General features: G+C 44.0%; 20 protein-coding genes. 4 read left to right on the top strand and 16 right to left on the bottom strand.

Translation table 11 applies throughout. The features are described from left to right. Positions 1–18: 18 nt before the first annotated feature. The 8 genes from IM507_RS19015 to IM507_RS18980 form a co-directional block, all read right to left on the bottom strand. The gene (locus tag IM507_RS19015) at positions 19–351 is read right to left on the bottom strand and encodes a type II toxin-antitoxin system PemK/MazF family toxin (RefSeq protein WP_002778731.1); all 333 of its coding nucleotides are present in this window, start codon (positions 349–351) and stop codon (positions 19–21) included. After that, entirely contained in the window at positions 348–590 is a 243-nt protein-coding gene (locus IM507_RS19010; protein ID WP_069474486.1) for an AbrB/MazE/SpoVT family DNA-binding domain-containing protein, read from the bottom strand. Before IM507_RS19010 ends, IM507_RS19015 begins: the two co-directional genes overlap by 4 nt. Before the next feature lie 91 nt (positions 591–681). Then, positions 682–1,458, bottom strand: coding sequence for a DUF2092 domain-containing protein (locus tag IM507_RS19005; protein WP_287637530.1), 777 nt, complete (start codon positions 1,456–1,458; stop codon positions 682–684). Positions 1,459–1,491: 33 nt separating this feature from the next. Continuing rightward, positions 1,492–2,154 (bottom strand): potassium channel family protein, encoded by a 663-nt coding sequence (locus IM507_RS19000; RefSeq protein WP_002738780.1) that lies wholly within the window; start codon positions 2,152–2,154, stop codon positions 1,492–1,494. Positions 2,155–2,797: 643 nt separating this feature from the next. Next, on the bottom strand, positions 2,798–5,458 hold the full coding sequence (gene clpB, locus IM507_RS18995) for an ATP-dependent chaperone ClpB (RefSeq protein ID WP_123230739.1): 2,661 nt from the start codon (positions 5,456–5,458) through the stop codon (positions 2,798–2,800). 591 nt (positions 5,459–6,049) lie between these two features. Then, a complete protein-coding gene (locus IM507_RS18990) occupies positions 6,050–6,535 on the bottom strand; it encodes a GNAT family N-acetyltransferase (RefSeq protein WP_002738561.1) in 486 nt (161 codons plus the stop codon). Between the two features lie 22 nt (positions 6,536–6,557). Beyond that, positions 6,558–6,866 (bottom strand): hypothetical protein, encoded by a 309-nt coding sequence (locus IM507_RS18985; protein ID WP_002759516.1) that lies wholly within the window; start codon positions 6,864–6,866, stop codon positions 6,558–6,560. A gap of 119 nt (positions 6,867–6,985) precedes the next feature. After that, on the bottom strand, positions 6,986–7,879 hold the full coding sequence (locus IM507_RS18980; protein ID WP_069474488.1) for a methylenetetrahydrofolate reductase: 894 nt from the start codon (positions 7,877–7,879) through the stop codon (positions 6,986–6,988). Between the two features lie 230 nt (positions 7,880–8,109). On the opposite strand from IM507_RS18980, the gene IM507_RS18975 reads away from it, so the two are divergent. Continuing rightward, on the top strand, positions 8,110–8,838 hold the full coding sequence (locus tag IM507_RS18975) for a GDSL-type esterase/lipase family protein (RefSeq protein WP_002749866.1): 729 nt from the start codon (positions 8,110–8,112) through the stop codon (positions 8,836–8,838). Between the two features lie 492 nt (positions 8,839–9,330). Here the strand turns inward: IM507_RS18975 and rpiA are convergent, their stop codons facing one another. Further along, positions 9,331–10,041, bottom strand: a complete 711-nt coding sequence (rpiA, locus tag IM507_RS18970; RefSeq protein ID WP_002738940.1) for a ribose-5-phosphate isomerase RpiA — start codon at positions 10,039–10,041, stop codon at positions 9,331–9,333. Positions 10,042–10,113: 72 nt separating this feature from the next. Beyond that, a complete protein-coding gene (locus IM507_RS18965; protein ID WP_287232446.1) occupies positions 10,114–10,641 on the bottom strand; it encodes an RNA recognition motif domain-containing protein in 528 nt (175 codons plus the stop codon). 565 nt (positions 10,642–11,206) lie between these two features. On the opposite strand from IM507_RS18965, the gene IM507_RS18960 reads away from it, so the two are divergent. Together IM507_RS18960 and IM507_RS18955 are read left to right on the top strand one after the other, a co-directional pair. After that, complete coding sequence (locus tag IM507_RS18960; RefSeq protein ID WP_002739006.1) at positions 11,207–11,407, top strand: NblA/ycf18 family protein; 201 nt, start codon at positions 11,207–11,209, stop codon at positions 11,405–11,407. Between the two features lie 133 nt (positions 11,408–11,540). Then, entirely contained in the window at positions 11,541–12,422 is an 882-nt protein-coding gene (locus tag IM507_RS18955; protein ID WP_002778715.1) for a universal stress protein, read from the top strand. Between the two features lie 517 nt (positions 12,423–12,939). Here IM507_RS18955 and IM507_RS18950 read toward each other — a convergent pair. The 4 genes from IM507_RS18950 to glyS form a co-directional block, all read right to left on the bottom strand. Further along, entirely contained in the window at positions 12,940–14,028 is a 1,089-nt protein-coding gene (locus IM507_RS18950) for a glycosyltransferase family protein (RefSeq protein WP_069474490.1), read from the bottom strand. A gap of 428 nt (positions 14,029–14,456) precedes the next feature. After that, positions 14,457–15,530 (bottom strand): magnesium chelatase ATPase subunit I, encoded by a 1,074-nt coding sequence (gene bchI / locus IM507_RS18945; RefSeq protein ID WP_002738384.1) that lies wholly within the window; start codon positions 15,528–15,530, stop codon positions 14,457–14,459. Between the two features lie 83 nt (positions 15,531–15,613). Next, positions 15,614–16,003 carry a hypothetical protein gene (locus tag IM507_RS18940; RefSeq protein WP_287637528.1) on the bottom strand — a complete coding sequence of 130 codons (390 nt, stop codon included), beginning with the start codon at positions 16,001–16,003 and terminating at the stop codon, positions 15,614–15,616. A 197-nt stretch (positions 16,004–16,200) separates the two neighbouring features. Continuing rightward, on the bottom strand, positions 16,201–18,333 hold the full coding sequence (glyS, locus tag IM507_RS18935; protein ID WP_287637527.1) for a glycine--tRNA ligase subunit beta: 2,133 nt from the start codon (positions 18,331–18,333) through the stop codon (positions 16,201–16,203). 132 nt (positions 18,334–18,465) lie between these two features. On the opposite strand from glyS, the gene IM507_RS18930 reads away from it, so the two are divergent. Continuing rightward, entirely contained in the window at positions 18,466–19,050 is a 585-nt protein-coding gene (locus IM507_RS18930) for a MiaE family protein (RefSeq protein WP_287637525.1), read from the top strand. A 30-nt stretch (positions 19,051–19,080) separates the two neighbouring features. Here IM507_RS18930 and IM507_RS18925 read toward each other — a convergent pair whose 3' ends face one another. Both IM507_RS18925 and IM507_RS18920 read right to left on the bottom strand, forming a co-directional pair. After that, the gene (locus IM507_RS18925) at positions 19,081–20,271 is read right to left on the bottom strand and encodes a GNAT family N-acetyltransferase (RefSeq protein WP_069474503.1); all 1,191 of its coding nucleotides are present in this window, start codon (positions 20,269–20,271) and stop codon (positions 19,081–19,083) included. 36 nt (positions 20,272–20,307) lie between these two features. After that, positions 20,308–20,988: a RibD family protein gene (locus IM507_RS18920; protein ID WP_002738722.1), complete on the bottom strand. Its 681-nt coding sequence runs from the start codon at positions 20,986–20,988 to the stop codon at positions 20,308–20,310. Positions 20,989–21,064: the final 76 nt, after the last annotated feature.

The following is a 21,064-nucleotide window of genomic DNA, read 5'->3' as shown; positions in this document are numbered from 1 at the left end:
AAGTCCCTAATGTCCCGATTAGAAAAGAATCGGCTTAATTCTTCTGAGAACATCCTGGAGCAACCGTTCTGGACACTTGCCGATAAAGCTCGCTTTTCTCCCTCGGAAGTCCAACGATCGCAGTTGATCTACCATGATAACTCCTGTCACTGCCTCTCCATCTGGAATCTTGACGTAGAAAGGGTTCTGGCGTTGCGTATTGCTCACCGGACAGACAAAGGCAAAACCAATCTTGCGATTAAAATCAATATGGCTTACCACCAGTGCTGGACGATTACCCATTTGCTCATGCCCAATTTGTGGGTCGAAGCTCAACCGCAGGAAATCTCCACGTTCTGGAATGTATGTCACCAAACCTCCTCTCCCATCGGTCGTCCCCAATCCACTTCCGGCTCCGGTGATTCAACAACCCCAGCCAGTAGTTCTTCTAGACTTAACTCAGGCAAGGCTTGAATTAGCTCAATTACTAGCTTTCCGTTTTCCACAGAACATTCAACAACGTCCTTAGGATTGAGGTTCAGTGCCTCCACCGCATACTTGGGAATCCGAATCGCTAAAGAATTACCCCAGCGTCGAATCTGCGACTTCATGATCCCACCTCGAATTCGTTAGATATTCAAAGTATATCAAAACGCTGATTTAGGGGAATACCGACAAGCGATCGCATTTTATGAACAGGGTTTACTGCTGGGATTGATTATCCCTAGGGGGTAGAAGTTCGATAGGGATCGACTCTGATCCCGGTTGGAAAGTGAAAGTATCGGCGGGTGTACTGGGATTAAAATTCCAATCGGATAATATTGCCGTGTACTGGGGTGAACCGGGTAGAGTTTTATAGGTGATAATCGCTTTTCTCATTAGGGGGGTGGCATCCTGCGTGACCCAGATTTGATAGTCGCGATCGCTACCGATCAGCAGCAGGTGATACATCGGTTCGCGGTTGACCATGTCGTTGCCGATAAAAATAATTTGCTTGACATCGGCCATTAGCTCTGCACAGGGATCGTTCGCTGCCAGATTTGACATGGGAATGCTGATCCCGTACTTTTGTTCTACTTGGTCTAAGACTTCATCCAGAGTATTCGGTGCTGGTTTCGTGACGTATAGATCCCGTTCCAGATCCGCAAGGGTGAAGGTTTTACCATCGTAAAAAAAGCGGGTAACTCGTTCATCCCCAGTGTAGTCCGAGCGCAGGCGATTGGGTTTCTCTACCCAGATGTTTTGATAGGCACTGTACTGAACTTTCGCCCCAGAGTCGAGTACATCGTCATAGGTGACATCCATATTGACGGTGAACGCTCGCTGTTTGGTTAAATTAGCACAGAGTTGCTCGATCACTTGTTCCGCCGTTTTTGGGCGGATTTCCTGGGCCAGAGTGGGGATTTCCGCCAAGACTGCCGCAGCAGTGACCCAAGGCAAAAGCAAAGAAAGAATCGGGATAAAGCGACGCATAATCATCTAATATTCCCCCAGGGCGATCAATTGTTTTGGTTAACGACCATTGTGTAAACTGACTAAACGAGCGATAAAAACGGCGGGATAGAGAACTCCAGTCATTCCTTCTAAATTGGCTAGAACTCTAGCGATTTTACTGGTAGGAACTATATCACCGTAGCCAACCGTAGCCAGGGTAGTAAAGCTGAAATGAAGTAGATCCGCCTGGTTGACGGTTTTAGCGGCGGAGCTAAAGGAATCGGGGTCGAAAATCTGGACGATATTATAAGCGGATGCCCAGAAAAATCCCAAGAGAAAATAGACACAAATTCCCCCTTTGATGATATCAGATGTGACCTGTTCGGCGAGAATTAATTCTAGTAAAATCGAGTACACACATAAACTAACAAAAGCTAGAGAAATTAATGTACTAGATAGCTCGAACCAACGGTTGAAATCGCTATAAATAGGGATAATCGTGCTGAATGCTCGCAGGAGGAGGGCAATCAAAAACAGACCGATATTATATCTTAAAGCCAATTTACTTCGATCGATCTGATAGACGGCGATGATCAGAGAGAGGGAGAAGAAAAAGAAAATCAGCCAATCTCCCAGGGGTAGATATACTAAAAACGGGTAAATAATGTAGAGCGAGAGCAGATTTGCCAGCAGCCGATTGTATTTATTTTCTGTTGCCCGCATCAATTGACGGAATTTCATAGCAGCGAACCTTTAATTGGCTTAACCATATACCAAGTCTCGTTTTGAGGAATTTTCTCTCTATTCTAACTCTCCTCCTCTGACAGAAGATAAATAAGTTAGATCGTAGCGTTCAGATTTTAGCATAGAGTACAAGTAACCCGTGTTAAGCTGTCGATCTAACAACAAAGCTTAACAGCTGCAATGGAGCGCAGCAGAATTGCCATCCAGTGCAGCACATTAGAATTCTTGCAAATTAATTATATGTTATAAGATTCGGTTAACTAATTTTCCCAAAAAAAATAGTTAATTAATATATTTGTTCTGAATGAAAACCAGAAGTTTAACTTTTAACTCAAAATTCTTTAGATATGCTTGAATTTGGTTGTCAAAACCTCTTTATTTAAGCAGCACAAACTCTCTCAATTTTTATAATTGAGAATAAATTCTCCTGACTAATTACAATTCTCCTTCACTGGATTAATGTTTGGCAACTTTTAATAAGCTGCTACACCTATCCCTAACTCATAGTTATAAATAGCTGGTTATAATTAAATTAAAAATGGATTTTAGGTTCGATCCCCCCTGCCCCCCTTGATAAGGGGGGTGCCGATAGGCGGGGGTTACGGTAAACTCAGAGGGGGAATATATCCCCTATCTGGTTTTAATCTGAACTGAGGTTAACCACAGCTAATTCTAATGTTTGCCCTTCCTTTTCTAGCTCCTTTTTACTAAAACTTAACACCTCATCCAGACAATCAATTACCACCGTATCCCCTTCCATAAAAGCTTGTTCGAGAATTTTTGTGGCTAAAGGATTCTCTAACTCCCGTTGGATAGCACGTTTTAAAGGTCGCGCACCGTAGGTGGGATCGTAACCAACAGTAACAATATGATTTTCTGCGGCCGTAGTTAATTCTAGATTGATTTTTTGTTCTCCTAATAATCTTTCCAGACGCTGTAATTGCAGACGAACAATATAACGCAATTCTTCTTTTTTCAGGGTATGGAAAATAATTAAATCGTCGATACGATTCAAAAATTCGGGACGAAAATGACTCCGCAAAGCTGTTAAAACCCGTTTCCGCATCTCCTCATAATCGGCATCTTCGGAAACATTTAAAATATGGTCACTGCCAATATTACTGGTCATGACGATAATCGTATTCCGAAAATCCACCACTCGCCCCTGAGAGTCGGTAATGCGCCCATCGTCAAGCACTTGTAATAAAATGTTAAAAACATCCCGATGGGCCTTCTCCACTTCATCCAATAAAACCACAGAATAGGGACGACGACGCACCGCTTCCGATAGTTGTCCCCCTTCCTCGTAACCCACATAACCCGGAGGAGCGCCGATTAACCGCGAAACCGCGTGTTTTTCCATGTATTCCGACATATCGATGCGAACCATGGCTTCCTCGGAGTCGAACAGTAACCCCGCCAAGGCCCGCGCTAACTCGGTTTTACCCACTCCTGTGGGTCCCATAAATAGGAATGAACCAATCGGACGGGAGGGATCTTTCATTCCTGCGCGTGCGCGTCGAATCGCCGCTGCTACTGCCGTGACCGCTTCATTTTGTCCGACCACTTTTTTCTGTAAATGAGACTCTAATTCTAATAATTTTTGTCGTTCCGATTCCATTAAACGATTGACGGGAATTCCTGTCCACCGGGCAACTATTTCGGCGATATCGGCATCAGTTACCTGTTGTCTTAACAGGGTCGAACCTGCCGCTTGAATCGTTTCTAGCTCTTTTTCTTTTACTTCTAATTCCCCCTGTAAAATTTCTAGTTTGCCATACTTTAATTGGGCCGCTTTATTGAGATCATAAGCTCGTTCCGCCTGTTCCACCTGTAGGCGCAATTGTTCTTCTTCCTCTCGTAACAATTTAATTTCCTCGGCGATATGTTTCTCCGTTTGCCATTGGTCAGCGAGAGGCTTTTGTTTACTTTCTAATTCCTCAATTTCTTCGATAATTCTTTCTAAACGCTCTTGAAAAGCTCGATCTTTTTTCTCCTCTTTTTCTAAGGAGAATTTTTCCATCTGTAACTGCATTAAGCGACGATCTATCATTTCCAAATCGGCGGGTTTAGTGGTACTTTCTACCTCTAATTTTGCCGCCGCTTCATCGACTAAATCGATCGCTTTATCCGGTAAAAAACGATCGCTAATATAACGATGGGATAGGTTAGCTGCTGCCACTAGGGCCGAATCGGTAATTGTCACCCCATGATGCACCTCATAACGTTCTTTTAAACCCCGGAGAATTGAGATAGTATCCTCCACGGAAGGTTCCTTAATATAAACCTGTTGAAAACGTCTTTCTAAAGGAGGGTCTTTTTCAATATGATTGCGATATTCATCCAAAGTTGTCGCCCCAATACAGCGCAATTCTCCCCGAGCTAACATAGGTTTTAATAGGTTGCCCGCATCCATCGATCCTCCTTCCCTAGAACCCGCACCGACAACAGTATGCAGTTCATCAATAAAGAGAATAATTCGCCCTTCTGATTGGGTAACTTCTTTCATGACTGACCGCAATCTTTCCTCGAATTCGCCTCGATATTTTGCCCCAGCGATTAAACTTCCCATATCAAGGGAAATTAACTGACGATTTTTCAAAGATTCGGGAACATCTCCGTTAACAATCCTTTGGGCCAATCCTTCCGCAATAGCGGTTTTTCCTACTCCCGGTTCACCGATTAAAACCGGGTTATTTTTCGACCGTCGCGAGAGGACTTGTACCACCCGTCGAATTTCTTCATCACGACCGATAACCGGGTCTAATTTGCCTTCTTTGGCTGCTGCTGTTAAATCCCGGCCATATTTATCTAAAGCTTCGTATTTTTCCTCTTGATTGGGTTCAGTAACCTTTTGAGTACCGCGAATAGCTTTGATAGCTAATTCTAAATCTTGGGGGTCAAGATTGAAAGTGCGTAAACATTTCCGGCCCACCCTTTCATCTTCGGCAAAACCGACGAGAAGATGTTCCACGGAGATAAATTTATCTTGCCAACTTTCCCGGGATGCTTCCGCTCGATCGAGCAGCAGATCGAGACCACGACCTAGGTATAATTGATCGACGATGGCCACTTTCGGCTGTCGGTTGGTGAAGACTTCTAGCTGTTGTTGCAGTCGCGGAATTTCTATATTAGCTTTTTGTAAAATCCGGGTGGCTAGACCGTTATTCTGCTCTAGGAGGGCAATAATAACGTGTTCTACCTCTAAGGTCTGATTTTTAAAGCGTCGCGCAATTTCTTGCGATTTAACGATCGAATCCCAAGCTTGTTCGGTAAATTTATTCGAGTCTGTGGGTTGCATTCTGCACCAATGAGGAAAGCCAGTGTCAGAGGTATAGTATAGCAAGGAGTCTCGACCGATCACAAAGTTCCAGGCTCGACAAAGCGTCTGACTTGAAAGAGGGTGTGGGGTGTGGGGTGTAGGGTGTGGGGTGTAGGGTGTGGGGTGTAGGGTGTGGGGTGTAGGGTGTGGGGAGAATAAATAAAAAAGTCTCCTATCTCCTATCTCCTGACTCCTATCTCCTGACTTGAAAATAGAAGCTGAAATAAGGCAAATTCGTCAATCATACGGCCATCCGTTGAGTATAGGCTACATATCAGGAGAGGCACCCCTGCGAGTGAAATGACTCTCAAATTATTACAGATGCGTCAGCGGCTGCGTGTAAGCATCCCACCGAAAAACTAATGCGCGGGGGGTTTGGGGGGTTCTACCCCCCAAAAGCTTGGATTGAGTAATCAGATCTGAAGTAATACGGCCATCCGTTGAGTCTAGGCCACATATCAGGAAAGAAACTCCTGCAAAAGGGGGAATAAATAATCAGTTTTTAATAACCGGATTTAGGATCAGAATATTTTCATGCTTGACGGTGCCAACTTTGGCATCGGGACTGACTTATTTATCGCTATTACCCAATTGGGTTAAAGCTGTCCCGGTGAGACGACAAATTTGCCACTCTTGGAAGACCTTAGCCCCCATTTTTCCATAAAAATCGATCGCCAGTTGATTCCACTCTAAGACAGTCCATTCTAAAAGTCCCGCATCCCTAGCGACGGCAATTTTAGCCACAGCCATTAGTAAAGCTTTCCCGATACCTTGACTACGATAATCGGGTAAAACGAAGATATCTTCTAGGTAAATCCCCGGTTTAGTTATAAAGGTGGAATAGTTAGTAAAAAATAGGGCAAAACCGACTATTTTACCCTCTACTTCCACCACCAATGCTTCGATGTAGGGTTTTTCTCCGAATAAATGCTCCCCTAAAGCTTGACTATTTCCTGTCATCAAATGGCTGAGTTCTTGATAGGCCGCTAAGGCGACAATTAAGTCAAAAATAGCCTTGACATCGGTAGCAACGGCAGCACGGATGGAATAGTTCATGATTGCTGGTCAAATCTTGATTTTAATGCTGATGATGTTTATGGGGGGATTCAGCAGGGGGAGAATTAAGATTGGAAAAATGGCCGTTATTTAATCCCATCCCAACGCTACCAATACTGAAAAGTCCCATGGACACAAAACCGGCCGCAATTGTCCCCATGGCCACGGTTCCAATGGAAACTATTCCCATAGGAACAATACCGATGGAAATAACGCCCATGGGAACAATGCCAATAGAAATTATACCAGTGGGGGCAATACCGATCGACAACCATTTTCGTCCGGAATTACCACAACTATTCTCTTTTTCTTGACCTAGATTGGAATCCATGCTTTTAACCCCGAAGATGCTTTGAGCCTTACCATCCTAGGTTAGGGGTAGAATTCTTGTCAAAAGACCGCTAGTCAAAATGAAAGTTAATTTTTTCTAAAAACTATTGACTTTTCATCTTAGTTATGCACTGGCGGGATACCGGCCACGTCGAGAATTTTTGGGACTAAATCCTCCCGTTTAATCGCCATGATGTGGACACCTTGGCATAACTGCTGGGCTAATTTTATTTGTTCGGCGGCGATTTTGATGCCTTCTTCGAGGGGATGGGCTGCATCGGCGAGTCTTTGAATGATATGGTCGGGAATTTGTACCCCCGGCACATTTTTATTTAAAAATACGGCGTTTTTAGCTGATTTTAACAGAAAAATCCCCGCTAGAATCGGTTTATCGGCCAGCGAGGCCACCTGCTGCATGAACTTATCAAGACACTCGAAATCTGTAACTAATTGACTTTGAAAAAACTGCGCTCCCGCTTCGATTTTACGCTCAAAACGGCGTTGAAGACCAGACCAACTTTTTGACTGCACATCAACGGCAGCCCCGGCAAAAAGTTCTAGGGAGCCATCGGGTAAAGATTTATCGTTAAAGTCAAAACCTTTATTTAATTTATCGATTAATTTTAACAAACGTACCGATTCTAGGTCAAAAACTGCCCTAGCTTGGGGGTGATCTCCTGCTTTGACCGGATCTCCAGTTAAAGCTAGTATATTTCTCAATCCCAAAGCATGAGCGCCCATTAGATCTGCTTGTAATCCGATCACATTGCGATCGCGGCAGGCCATTTGACAGATGGGTTCGATGTCGTGTTGATAGAGAATAGCGGAGGCAGCCAGAGAGGACATCCGCACTACGGCGCGACTGCCATCGGTAATATTAGCTGCATGAACGCGATTTTTTAGCCAGAGGGCCATTTCTAGCATATGACTGGTATTACCCCCTTTCGGGGGAGTAATCTCGGCTGTAATCAAAAATTCTTGGTCTTGAACCGCGCGTTGTAAACGAGTAGTCATCAATTTATCTAGGTTTTAACCATAAATTTTATAGTAGATTTAGCCCGGAAATGACTCGGAGGCAAGCAATGATCATCGGGCTGCGCTGCTTTATACTGGTCGGTGTCAGTGCTTGGCTGATATCAGATAAGTTAACTGGCAGGAAAAAATTTTTAATGTAGTATAATACACGGACAGTTTAACCAAATTCGTTTACAAGTGTAAAGGATAACCGATTCGATCAAGCGATCATGCCAACTCTTTCTCGTTTACCTACTAAAGACAAAGCCCTAATCATGACCCATCCCCTCAAAATCGTCGCTTTAGGTGATAGCCTTGTGTATGGCTATGGCGACCCCGTGGGTGGCGGTTGGGCCGAGCGCCTACGTCGTTTGTGGATGGAAAGTGCCGGTCATGCCCTGTATAATTTGGGGATTCGCGGCGATCGAGTAGTACAAGTGTCCGAACGTTTAGAACAGGAATTTCGTCTCAGGGGGGAAATTCGCAATCGTCTCCCCGACCTGATTCTTCTCTCCGTCGGTGTTAATGATACAGCCCGTTTAGGCCGGCCCGATGGTCGTACTTATACCGATCACGATCTTTTTCAAACTCAAATCGAACATTTACTCACCCGGGCCCGTTCTCTTTGCCCGGTTTTGTTTATAGGTATGATTCCCGTGGATGAGCGGAAAATGCCCTTTTTAGATTGCTTTTACTTCAACCATGGCGATCAGTATAGTTTTAAGGAAACCACTAAACAAGCTTGTCTAGAGCAAAATATTCCCTATCTCGATTTATTTGATCTCTGGATGAACCGGGGTGATCTGTGGTGCCAAGAAAGATTAATGGAAGATGGACTTCATCCCAATGTGCAAGGCTATCAATCAATTTTAGAGGATATTTTAAACTGGTCGCCCCTCACCTCCTTTGTCGGTGTGGATAGTTTTATTCAACCTTTCACAGGAATTGCACAAAAGTGATGTCCTCTGTTCTCAGTGGTTCTAGCGGCGCTACGGAAACCAGAAGAGCCGGCAATATAACCGAACTTACCCCCTACATATCTACTAAAATGCTGAAAAGGCAATTGCGCTACTCGTTAAAAATGTAGTAAATTAAGGGGCAAAATTTGAAAATCATTGCTCTGAATTTGTGACTCAATAAATTCTCGAAAAGCTGAATCAAAAGTTAATTTTTTCAGACTATATTTGATCGTCATTTTCCAAAAACTAGCTTGACTATAGCGTTTCCTGTTCGCACGAGGTACATTGTCGATGGTGAAAAGCTTAATCAGCATCTCCCAATTATTGTCTTTAGGTCGCTAAAATTTCGTTTCTCGCCGTATTTCTCCTTTTTTCTTGAGAATGAAATAGCCCTACCCTTATTAAGGGGGGGATCTGACAGTTTTTAACACCTAACTACTTAATAAAACAGGCGGCAGGCCTGTTTCACTATTAGCTTCAGAATAATTAAGCCTACTTAATTTCGCGCACTACCGGCTTACCGTCGATAATTTCACCGACGAGAATCAGATCAGCAACCCCGACGAATAAACCATTTTCTAAAACCCCCGGCATATTATTAATAGTTCTTTCCAAATCAGCCGGATCATCGATACTATCAAATTTAACATCGATAACTAAATTGCCTTGATCTGTGACCACGGGGCCGGCTTTTTTCACCCCCATGCGCAGGGAAGGTTTACCACCGAGGGCCTCTAATTTCCGCATTACCGGAGTCATGGCCATAGGTAACACTTCCACCGGCAAAAGAAAAGTCGATCCCAACTTATCCACCAGCTTATTGCCATCCACCACCACGACGAAAATATCGGCGAGACTATCGACAATTTTCTCCTGAGTATGGGCAGCACCGCCGCCTTTAATCAGATTTTTCTGGGGATCCACCTCATCGGCCCCATCGATGGCGATATCCATCTTCACGATGACATCGAGGGTAGTGAGGGGAATTCCGTACTTCCGGGCCAAAACCTGCGCTTGAAAAGAAGTAGGAACCCCGACAATATTGCTGATTTCCCCGCTTTGCAGTCTAGCACCGAGATATTCGATCGCGTAGGCCGTCGTTGAACCAGTTCCCAATCCCACGACCGAATTAGATTGAACTAGATTAGCGGCGGCCTTACCGACCTCCTGTTTCATAAGAATGACCGGATCGATTGCTGTCATGATGCACACTCCTAAAAGCGATGTTTTGAACCTCTTAGTTATCGGCTATCCCTTGCCCTCTTGTCAATGGAATTAGGGATTAGTGGCCTGAGCTGCTAACATTTCCTTGAGTTTAGCCAATTCATTGGCCCAACGGGGATCTGGCTGTAAAGCGTCACCATCGCTGGTAACTTTCGGGGCATTATTGCCACCCCGTTCAGCCTTGCGTTTTTTGCCGCCGCCGCCACCACCACTGGATTTGCGCGGTGCCGCCGTCGTCGGTTTCGGAGTCGGTCTTTCGACTTTTTCCGGGGTTTCTACGCTGGCCTCCGGTCCGTCTGCTTCTTCTCCTTCTTCTTTACCTCCCTTGCTGCGGGGGAGAGCTTTCTCGATTTTGATCGGGTTTTCCATGAAGGATTGGCCGTTGTATTTTTCGATAAACTGGTCAGCTAGTTCATCGCTAGGGACGGTAACGAAGGCAAAACCGCGACATTTGCCGGTTTTGCGATCTTTGATGACTTTAGTGGTGATCGTATCCCCTTCATCGGCAAAAAGCGCCTGTAATTTTTCGCGCTCGACGGATTCTTTGGGCAAATTACCAACGTATAGACGAACGGACATGATGGATTCCTCCAAGTATAGGGTGATGTAAAAACTTGTGCGACATTCCGTGCCTGTATGCTGATTTTTTTAAGGCAAACAGAGCTAAGGAAGATATTTCCCAGCGATAAGCTTGTAGTTTCTGCACGATAGCGGCTGTGGCCGTCAATTTTGACTATCCTTAACGATTTCAACGAGAGGGACGGAATCTAGGGGTTACGTTTTTAGCTTTTAACAGGCCTAACCATTCAACTTACCCGATTTATGTCGCTCTTTTCGATTATTACAGAATGTTTCCACAATTTGTCAAATATTTTCTCTCGCTCTGAGCTGCCTAAGTATAACTACTTAAGTATTTGTTCACAGTAAGCAAAATTTTATGAAAACTCTTGCTAAATGTATCATTATATGCTTCTTTGCTTTTGGCGGCGGGGTATCCTAGCTAACAGGAGGGAGAAAGCAAAACCCTCTCTACAGATACATTGACACTTTGTCAAGTATTTGTTACATTAGTTAAAGAAAAGAGGTGATACCAATCACCCATCTCGCTTGTGATCAACCACTGTCTTCATTGAGGAGGAACACCATGTCTCAACCGATCGAACTTTCCTTAGAACAACAGTTCAACATTCGTTCTTTTCAGACTCAGGTAGAAAAAATGAGTCAGGAGCAAGCGCAGGACTTCCTGATCAAGCTCTACGAACAAATGATGGTCAGAGAAAATATGTACAAAGCTTTTCTCAAACACCAGTGGGGTCTAGATTCTAATCCCTGGGCCCCCCAGTAACTCATTCCACCCCTTCGGGCGACCTCTTTCTCCGGCTGGGTTTCTCCGGAAACGAGCTAGGGATGCGGGGCGCATTTCTTCACCTTTTTAGCTATTCTTAGGGAAGAATAACCGAACTGCTGGGGGTTAATTTATGTTCGAGCGCGCTTTGATCTGTACAGATCTTTTCGATGGTCTCCATCGTCTTGTCCATTGTGTGCCACACTTAGCCCTGAGCGGCTTAAAACAAGTTATCTTCCTCCACAGTATTCCGGTTTGGGAACAACCCACCCTAGCTGCCGTAGATCAAGCAAAAATTGACGCGGCCAAAGAAAAATTATCTCCAGCTTTAGCAAATATTCCCGACGGTATGACAGTTATTGTCGAAATCTCTAACCGTCGTCCCGTGGATGCCGTGCGGGAAATCCTCGCTAATCACTCTATTGACGTGATTTTGATGGGAAATCCCATGCGCGGTGCTGTCCAAGAAAAATTATTCGGTAGTACCAGTTTAGCGATCGCAGGTATTACCGATATTCCGCTGCTGATTTTCCGACCGCAATTATTATCAGTTTATACTCACGATGAATTGGCCCTGCGCTGTCAGCATCTCTGGAAACATTTATTAATTCCCTACGATGGCAGTCCCGACGCAATTTATCTAATTGAACAGATAGAAAAATACGCTCAAATCCGCGCCCCCGGCTCTTTTGAGCAATGTCTTCTCCTCCGGGTAGTAGAAAATATCAGTCGCGATCCCGGTGTCACCGAATACCGTTTTAATGATGCTCGTCGGGAATTAGAAGCGGTGCAAGCGCGACTAGAAAAACTCGGTTTGCAAGTAAAGAGCCAAGTGCGATCAGGAACACCTGTATTAGAAGTTTTGACGGCAGCAGAAGAAAATGATATAAGTGCGATCACAGTGGCCACCTGCCATCGTTCTAATATGTTGGAATGGTTAGCCGTGCGTCGGATTAATGAAGATATTCTTCATCAACTGTGGTTTCCGCTCTTATTTTTCTCACCGAAGGGATAGACTGGAAAAAGGCTCTCTTGGGGATAAACCACAAAGGTACAAAGGACAGAGAGAGGAAGACAAATTCGAGCGCTAAAACCTATCACAAAAAAGACAAGAGAGCCGCAAAAATTTGGAGGAAATTAACTTAAGTAAGTAGGGTCTGCTGAATAATGGTAAAACCCTTTTAAAATAAAGCTTTTGACCTGTTAAAGTCCGATGTTCATGCTGCGAAAATAGGATAGGGACTTTCAAAAACCTTGCATTATCCTTCTTGTAGTACATCGCTTGGTACAAAAAACAAGGGCAACAAAGCCTGAAACGACCGGCTACTGACTCGGAGACTCCTGACTCCTACCCCCAGGAAAAACTTTTTCAGCAGACCCTAAGTAGTTATAATTAAATTGAAGATGGATTTTGCCTCTGAGCTACCCTGCCCCTAACCTTAATCCCCCCTTGATAAGGGGGGTGTCTGATAATTTTTAATGCCTACCTACTTAATAATCAGAGGTTAAATTGGCTAAGTTAATCATTACTATTACCTCTCAAAGTATTCTACGATAGCTCTCGCTATCGATTCTGCACCATCTTTAGGCAGTTTAACCTTTAATCGTGGCGGTTGGGGGGCTTGGCGTAAAAAGTCCCAATTACCTTGAAAAAATTCTTCACTGCTAATGATTTGATGATAACTATAATCTTGGATTCCAGCCAATAAAATCGCTGATTCGGCGAAACCTTCTCGAATTAGGGAAACAATCGGCACCTCTAATTTTAAAGCCTCGGCAAAGGTACTATATCCCGGTTTGGAAATAATTCGATCGCACAGGGGCATAAAATCCACGGGACGATAGCTCCGATCTAGTTTATCCTGTAAGCGGACTAAATTGGGCAATTCGGGCGCGTTTTTTTCAAAAGTGATAAATTGCCAATCGGGAAAACTGGCGAGATTATTATATGGAATTGCTTCTAATCCTAACCCCCCAAAACTCAATAAAATAGTTTTTTCTTTAGGGGCATTTAGCTTAAACTCCTGTCGCAATTGTTCTTCACTGTAGCGGGGTGTACCCCCGGTTAAATTTGCTTCTGTAATGTGAGGAAATGCTGTCATCGCTTCTGCTAAAGGCAGTTTAAATAAGCGATCACATTGATTATAACAACGACTGATCCAATCACTAATACTGGCAAATTCTTCACCCCAATCACGATAGATAAAATCCCAGCCAAAGTTACCAATCATCCAACAAGGAAGCCCCGCGCTTTTGGCAATTAGTGCCGCTAAAGGCGGTAAATCGGCCACAACTAAACCCACACGATTAGTTTTAATAAAATTAACTTCACTGGCAATAATTGCCCTTGATTGAGCAATTATTTGTTCTAATTTTTCTTTAGTAGCTAATTTATCCATCGTTAAACTATCCGATTGGATTACCCCCACATCAAACCCCCGGGGTCTTTGAATATATTCTCCGGATATATAGGAATCTAATAACCAGCGCGGGGCCGTGGTGACTAATATCGGCAAAATTTCGGGATTAAGTTCAATAATATTAGCTACTACTGAAGCACTGCGGACGGCATGGCCAAAACCATGATTAGTAACGGCAAAATAAACAACAGGACGAGACATATAGCAGTTATCTTAATGGTGAGATACGAAGTTTTCGTTTTGGGGAGACGGTCGACTCCGAGACTATGCCCTGTCAGATTATACTTTATCTTTACGAGAAAGGCTGTAATATCTAAGTAAAAGGTAAAAAGCAAAAAAGCGATTAAAATTCTCCCAGTTATTGGTCAAAATAATGCTTTCATCACTTTTGGCTATTAAAAAACGGTTCTTCGGTTTGTGTTATGCAATGTACGCGGGTTATAAGGGACGGAACCCTTATAGAGAAAAACGTTTGGCGATTTTTGTCAATTGTTTTTGATCTAGAGCGAACTAATCAATTAAATCTCTTGCCAGATAAGGATTTAGTTTATTTATGCCACCCTATCGAACCATAACAAGTAACGAAGAGCCTAAAAAACCCTCTCTTCGGGGAGAGGGTGAAGTGGGGTTTAGGAATTTTCCTCTAATCCAAAGACGCGATTAAAAGCTTTCAAGACTTTATAACCAGAATCGATCGATTCTAGCGGATCTTTCCGCAAACGGTGACGTAAACAGAGAACAATTACCCGACGGATATCATCTACCGTCACAGTGGTCCGTCCTTCCAAAGCGGCCAGAGCTTTAGCGGCGCGATTGGTAACGATATCGCCGCGCAATCCATCCACGTCCAACTCGGAACAAACCTCGGAAATTTTCACCCGCAGCTCATAATCAAGCTCCACGGAAGGCAAAAGATTTTGGGCCTCCACGAGCTTTCTTTGCAGTTCTTCCTGTTCTAAGTTATATTTCTCTAAAAACGAGAGGGGATTGCCATCAAATTCCGCACGCTGTTCCACGATTTTGACCCGTAGAGGTGGTTCTTTGACGGTGTGAATCTCGGCGTGCATTCCGAAGCGATCGAGCAGTTGTGGGCGCAATTCTCCCTCTTCTGGGTTGCCCGATCCCACCAAAACAAACCGGGCCGGGTGACGGATGGAAATTCCTTCCCGTTCCACCGTATTCCAACCACTAGCGGCCGAATCTAATAGCACATCGACGAGGTGATCGTCAAGTAAATTGACTTCATCCACATAGAGAATGCCGCGGTTAGCTTTGGCCAGCAAACCGGGTTCAAAAGCTTTTACCCCTTCTGACAGGGCCTTTTCGATGTCAATTGTGCCACAGACCCGATCCTCCGTCGCACCGAGGGGCAAATCTACCATAGTGACTTTTTTCTTGGCAATGGTCAAGGGGATGGCCTCGTCCACCCTTTGCCGCACCTCATCGCTCATTAAATCGGGATCATTGGGGTCAGAATTAAAGGGATCGTTAGCAACTACGTCAATTTCTGGTAAAAGGTCGGCTAAAGCCCTAATTGTGGTCGATTTTCCCGTACCTCGATCCCCCATAATCATCACCCCGCCAATTTTGGGGTCGATGACGTTGAGCATTAGGGATAATTTCATTTCTTCCTGGCCGACAATAGCGGTGAAGGGAAAAACCACGCGGCGAGTTTTCGTAGGAGCTTGGGGAGTCACGGTCATAAGTGGATTCAAAAGTCAAGAGTTGTTGCGTAAAGAATTATATCTAGTGGGGGTTCTAGCCGTCAGCTTTCAGCAAAGCTTTATCATTGTAAGTCTTTTTCCCTGCTTTTTAAGATCCAGCGCCAGAGGGGATGACCCGGCCCTTTGTCCCGAATTTTCTGCACCCGTTGCTCTAAGCGCAGTTTTTCTCTGGGGGAAAGTCCTAAAATAATGTTGCGACTTTGCCAGACTAATACTGCTCCTGTAATGGCAAGACAAAAGGCTAGACCGATAGAAGGCCAGTAATTGAAAGCTAAAGCGTATCTAAGGGCTGTCCAAGTAAAATACTGCCGCATTAAGGCTATATCATCCCATAAAACCCATAAACTCGCCGAACCAATCCCTAACCAACAACCCAACACAAATAACCAACGACCCCATACCGTCAGTCGATGTAATCTTTGGACTTGTTGCTGTAGTTCAGAATCGGCCATTTCAGTTATCAGTGAGCAGTAATTCAGTGGGGTTTGGGGTGTGGGGTGTGGGGTGTGGGGTGTGGGGTGTGGGGTGTGGGGTGATGGGGAGAATCAATAAAGGTAGTCTATTGACAACTGCTCACTGATTACCACTGTCCACTGAAAACTCAAATCTGATAACTGATAACTGAAAACTCAAATAACTGATAACTGAATTATCCCTTGACAATTGCCCCAAAATCTGCTAGGACTCGGGCGTGATTTCGCAGTAAACCCAACAGATTTAAACGATTGCGACGGACAGATTCTTTTTCGGCCATGACTAACACACTATTTTCGCCATCGAAAAAGTCAGCCACCACGGGAGAAATTGCCGTTAAAGCAGTGAGGAGACGCTGATAATCTCTTTGCTCTCTTGCGCTGATAGTTTCGGGAATTAGGGCAATTAAAGCGTCATAAAATGCTTGTTCGGAGGATTGTTCAAATAACTCCCTATCGATGATTCCCTTGGTTTCTAGGGTAGTTGTATCTAAATCTCCTTTTTGTGCTAAACGGGTCGAGCGATTGACGGTTTCATAGATGTTGGCTAACTGACCATCCTGACGAATTTGGGATAAAAAGCGAGCGCGTTCACGGGTATCTAATAAATTTTCTAAAGCGCGAGACTTATACTCTGGATCGTTTTCCCCTAAAACTGCATTAACGAGATCATAATCTATCCTCAAATCATCAATTAAGAGAGTTTGCAGACGTTGTAAAAAGAAATCTTTAATCAGATTGACTGGGTTGGGTTTATCGGGATGACTGGTGACAAAATCCTCAGCTATCTGCTCAATTAATGCCAAAAGATTGATATTAAAATCGGCTGACCAGATAATACTAATTATTGCATTGGCAGCCCGACGGAGAGCGAAGGGATCTGAGGAACCAGTGGGTAGCATTCCCAGTCCAAAAATACCGACTAAAGTATCTAATCGATCGGCAATTCCCACCACTTGACCGGTGATTGTTTCCGGGAGTATATCCCCAGAATTGCGAGGCAGATAATGTTCAAAAATGCCCCGGGCAACTACAGCCGATTCACCACTAATTAAAGCATATTTTTCGGCCATTATTCCCTGTAATTCGGGGAATTCATAAACCATTTGGGTAACTAAATCCGCTTTACAAAGCATGGCAGTGGACTCTATATCACTGCGACTTTGTTCATCGAGATTTAACTGTTCGACGATCATCTGGGCAATTTCCATAATCCGATCGACTTTATCGCGCATGGTTCCCAATTCTTCTTGGAAAGTGACGGTTTCCAGTTGGGGAAGAAAACTATCTAAGGGTTCATCACAATCGGCAGTATAGAAAAATCTGGCATCGGCTAACCGTGCGCGGATAACCCTTTCATTTCCTGCGGAGATAATCTCAGATTTCTGGGGATCGCCATTAGAAATAGTGATGAAATAGGGTGACAAACCCTGGGGAGTTTTCACCGGGAAATAACGCTGATGTGTCACCATCACAGTAATAATTACTTCTGGGGGTAATTCCAGAAATTCATCGTCAAATTTGCCGACAATTGCCGTGGGATATTCGACTAAGTTAGTCACTTCTGCTAATAAATCTGCGGGAATTTCTGCCACTCCCTCCAGCTTTTTGGCTAGGGTGGTAATCTGATCAGTAATTATCTGTTGACGCACTTGCGGATCCGCTTCCACAAAAATTGATCGCAAACTGGTTAAATATGCTTGGGGGTGACTAATGGCTAGGGATTGCGGGTGTAGAATGCGATGACCAAAAGTTAAGCGATCGCTGGTTAAAGTGGTAGAGCCATTAATTAATTCTAGGGGCAAAACTTCCCCATCCACTAAAGTTAATAACCAACGAATTGGCCGGGGAAATCTTAAGTCTCCATCTCCCCAACGCATAAAACGTCTTCCTTCCAAACGGGTAATCCATTGGGGAATTAATTCAGTTAAAATCTCGGCTGTTTGACGACCCGGAATCGTTTTTTCAATATAGACAAATTCTCCTTTGTCTGTGGCACGAATGGAGAAAGCGTCGGTGCTAACTCCCTGTTTTCGAGCAAAACCCTCACCAGCGGGGGTAATTTGGCCATTTTTGTAGGCTGCACTAACTGGCGGTCCTTTGATCTCCTCGCTGCGAGCCTCTTGCTCCCTTGGTAATCCTGTGATTAACACGGCCAAACGGCGCGGGGTTCCGTAAACTTGAATAGCAGTAGCGTCCAGAGATTCCGTCTCTAAACTCTTGCTAACTCTTTCCTGCAATTGTGCGATCGCGCTATCGACAAAATCTGCGGGTAGTTCTTCTGTACCGACTTCCAGTAAAAAATCCATCTGATTGATTGGCCGTGTTTATGCTTCACCAATCATCTAGGCTATCACAGAAGCCGTGTCCTTAGTTTTTGACTGGTGTTGTTCGACTTTTTGGGTTAGGGTGAAAGATGCAGCACATTGGAATCAGCGACGATGGGAAAGATTAATTTATTAGTCAGTGCCACCTCTGAGGATTGGATAGAACAGGCAATTAATAATTTAGAGATTATTCTGCTCGATCATTCCCATTGTGAGCGAAAAGCGGCAGGAGTGGCATTAAATCTCATGTTTCGTTATCCTTCCTACGCTTCCCTCGTGCGGAAATTAACGGCGATCGCACAAGAGGAATTAGAACATTTTGAACAGGTCAATCAATGGTTAGATAAATGGGGAATTCCCCTCGCTCCCTTAAATTCTCCCCCCTATGGTGCTAAATTGAAGGCCCAGATTCGTCACCAAGAACCCGATCGCCTTTTGGATTCTCTGTTAATATCAGCTTTAATTGAGGCGCGTTCCCACGAAAGATTAGGTTTATTGGCAGAATATTGTCCCGATCCTCAATTAGCTCAATTTTATCGCGGTTTAATGGCTTCCGAAGCGCGTCATTATGGTATTTATTGGCTATTAGCAGCGGATTATTTTGAACGTACAGTGATCGAGCAACGTTTAGAAACCCTAGCGGCGATCGAAAGTGAAATTCTCACTACTCTGCACCCGGAACCTCGTATTCATAGTTGATTGCACTAATAGGGACAAACCCTATCTAAATTACTCGTTCAACTCAATTTCTCTCTTAGAAAAGGGTAAATCTTGATTGATTGCATCAATTTCTTCCTGTTCCATTTGATTGATTTCCTGGATATAATTGCGGAGAATTTGAGTCATTTTGCCATGATAAAAACGGTGTAAACTATGATTAGCAGTGGCAGGAAAACCCCGTCTTTTTTTATGTTGTCCTCCCGCACCCGGGTCAAACATGGTAATACCTTGACTAATTGCCCAATCGATCGGTTGATAGTAACAAGCTTCAAAATGTAAACAGTCATACTCTTGAAAACTGCCCCAGTAACGACCATAAAGATTAGTATCTTTGCGAATACAAAAAGATAAACCCACCGGTTTAGTATCCTTTTCATTTTGGTAGGCAGTAATCAAAACCACTCGCTGACGATAATTCGGATATAATTGTTCAAAAAATTTCTGTGTCAGATATTTACTTCCCCAGTAAAATTTATCACAGGTACTGCTATAAAACCGATAAATTAACGGGAATAAATGATGGGGAATTTCTTCGGCAGCCAGAGTTTTAATAATTAACCCCGCATTAGTCACCGCTTTCCGTTCCCGTTTAATATTGCGGCGTTGATTAGCATTAAAAACCGTCAGATAATCTTCAAAACTTTGAAAACCCTTGTTATTCCAAATATAACTATGGTGTAACCAGGGGGTAAAACCCAAATTTTCCATTAAAATTCGCCATTGGGGATCCACAAAAAGAAAATGACAACCCGACAGATTATTTTGATCACAAAAATGATCAATAGCCGCTATCATTAAAGCAGTAATCTCCAGTTCATTTTCCCCCGGAGCAATTAAAAAACGATAACCTACCGCCGGAGTAAAAGGGGTCATTCCTAACAGTTTCGGATAGTATCTAATCCCTAAACGATGGGAAAGATCTGCCCATTGGTGGTCAAAGACAAATTCACCGTAACTATGACTTTTAATATACAAAGGAGCGGCGGCAATTAACTCAGCACCGCACCAAACTGTTAGATGAGCAGGTTGCCACCCCGTCCGTCCCGTAGCGCTGCCGGAAGTTTCGATATTATGTAACCATTCCCACTCTAGAAAGGGAGTAGTTAGGGGTTGAGCGAGAGCATCCCATTTTTGTTGGGAAATCTCACTCATTTTATCAATCCAAGCGACAGAATATTGGGGTTTAAGCTGTTCTACCATGGGACAAGATAAGTCAACCTTTTTATTTAAGGTAATCTAGTTTTGAGATTTGTGGCAATCTCGTTCAAGGGAATAATGTAGGAAAATTTCTGCTTCCACGGTTTCCACGCTCAAAAGTCGTAATTTTCTGGCAGAATCTGCCAGAAATCCAGTTCCTCCCAGGGGAGTTGCCGCTTTATTGCCTCCTAACATCAAAGGACAAATGGTTAGATAGATTTCATCGATTAAATCTTCAGCTAAAAGAGAGGCAATTAATTCACCTCCTCCCAGAATCGCCAGTTTTTTGATACCTAGGGCGGTAAATTGACTAAAAATAGCCTTCCAATCGCCGCAGACTAAGACAAGCTCAAATAAACCCCGATTTTCCCAGGCTGCCACTTTTTCGGCTGCCGTGATTAACCAGCGAGGAAAAGGCTGCTGAAAAAATTTCATCCGGGGATCAAGCAGGCCCGAATGAGAACAAACGATCTGTATCGGCTGCGGGGATAATCCCCGTTGTTGACGATAAGCGAGAAAATCGCCATGACGGATAGGAAGACTGGTGTGATAAGCGCGCAGGGTGTTAGCACCGAATAAAGCGGCATCCATGCGGGATAAATGTTGTTCTAGACGCATTTTATCGGTAGCAGAGGCAAATCTGGCCGCTGACTGGTAGGCGTCGGCAATTTTACCATCGGCACTCATGGCTAAAATAACGGTGGTGTGAGGATGATTCATAGTAAATGATGAGGGATATCACCAGGTCCGATTGGTGAATAGGCTAGTATAGTCTGGAGTTTGATAGCAATAATCA

Source organism: Microcystis sp. M20BS1 (assembly GCF_020245305.1).
Lineage (GTDB): Bacteria > Cyanobacteriota > Cyanobacteriia > Cyanobacteriales > Microcystaceae > Microcystis > Microcystis ichthyoblabe_A.
This window is presented reverse-complemented; position numbering and strand designations above follow the sequence as displayed.